Genomic DNA, 1,027 nt, shown 5'->3' on the forward strand with positions numbered 1-1,027 from the left:
GCGGTGCGCCGCCTCCCCGGCCCCGGGCGATTCGCCGCCCCCGGCGCGGTCAGCGCACGGTGCGTACCGTGATCTCGGCCCCGGGGCTGACCTTGGCCAGGTTCTCCGCCAGCTCCGCGCCCGCCGCTTCGAGCTGCGGGGCGGTCATGGGGTCGAGGCCCTCCAGCAGGAAGACGGCGTTGACCGACTCCTCGGTGAGCCGGGTGCGGACGCCCTGGCGCCAGTTCCAGCGGCGGCAGGTGACGCCCTCGTCGTCGCACCAGACGACCTCGCCGGGCTCGGGGTGCTCGACGGCGCTCGCCCCGTCCGCGGCGGTCAGGAACGGCTCCTCACCGGTGGCCAGGACGAGCCGCATGGCGCCTGTGATCCGGTCGGTGTCCTCGCCGCCGACCGGGACGAGGTGCGCGACGCTCACGGCGTTGTAGAGGTCGACGAGGCGGTTGATCCGGGGCAGCCCGGCGCCGGAGAGCGCACGCCGGGCCAGCGCCTCCGCGGAGTTGCGGGTACGGGAGGGCTTGGCCCCGAAGGCGGTGTAGGCGGCGCGCCAGGCGGCGAGGTGGGGGTCCTCGTGCGGGGCGCGTCCGCCGAGGCGGGCTGCGAGCCGGCGGGACGCGTCGTCCAGCAGGGCGGAGCCGGCTTCGTCGCTGGGGCCGTTCACCAGGCCCCGGGCCTCCACGACGAGCGGGGTGAAGCCGGGGGCGAGGGCGCGTACCTCGTCCGACACGGTCAGCGTCAGGGTCGTCATCGTCTTCGTCCGCCTTGCCTCGTGGTGCGCCGGTCCTGGCGGGCAGGGCCGGGCGTGATCAGAAGGCCGTGGGGAGCGTCCGTCCCAGGGGGTTGCGTCCGAGGCGGCTTGCGGCGCGCTCGGCACGGCCAGGTGTGGTACATCGTAGGGTACCGGATGGTCCACCCTACTGACCTCCGACCGTACGGTACGGACCGGGGGGGGCGGGGGGGGGGGGGCGGGCGGTCGGGGGGTCGGGGGGCGCGGAGCCGGCAGGGCCCCCGGGGGGGGGGGGCCGCGGGG

General features: G+C 76.8%; 1 protein-coding gene. It reads right to left on the reverse strand.

Annotation, left to right across the window (positions count from 1 at the left end; all coding sequences use genetic code 11):
* Window positions 1-49 precede the first annotated feature (49 nt).
* Entirely contained in the window at window positions 50-745 is a 696-nt protein-coding gene (locus tag ACFXPK_RS32965) for a B3/4 domain-containing protein (protein ID WP_385008161.1), read from the reverse strand.
* Between the last annotated feature and the right edge of the window lie 282 nt (window positions 746-1,027).

The sequence above is a fragment of the Streptomyces sp. NPDC059142 genome, assembly GCF_042755665.1.
GTDB lineage: Bacteria > Actinomycetota > Actinomycetes > Streptomycetales > Streptomycetaceae > Streptomyces.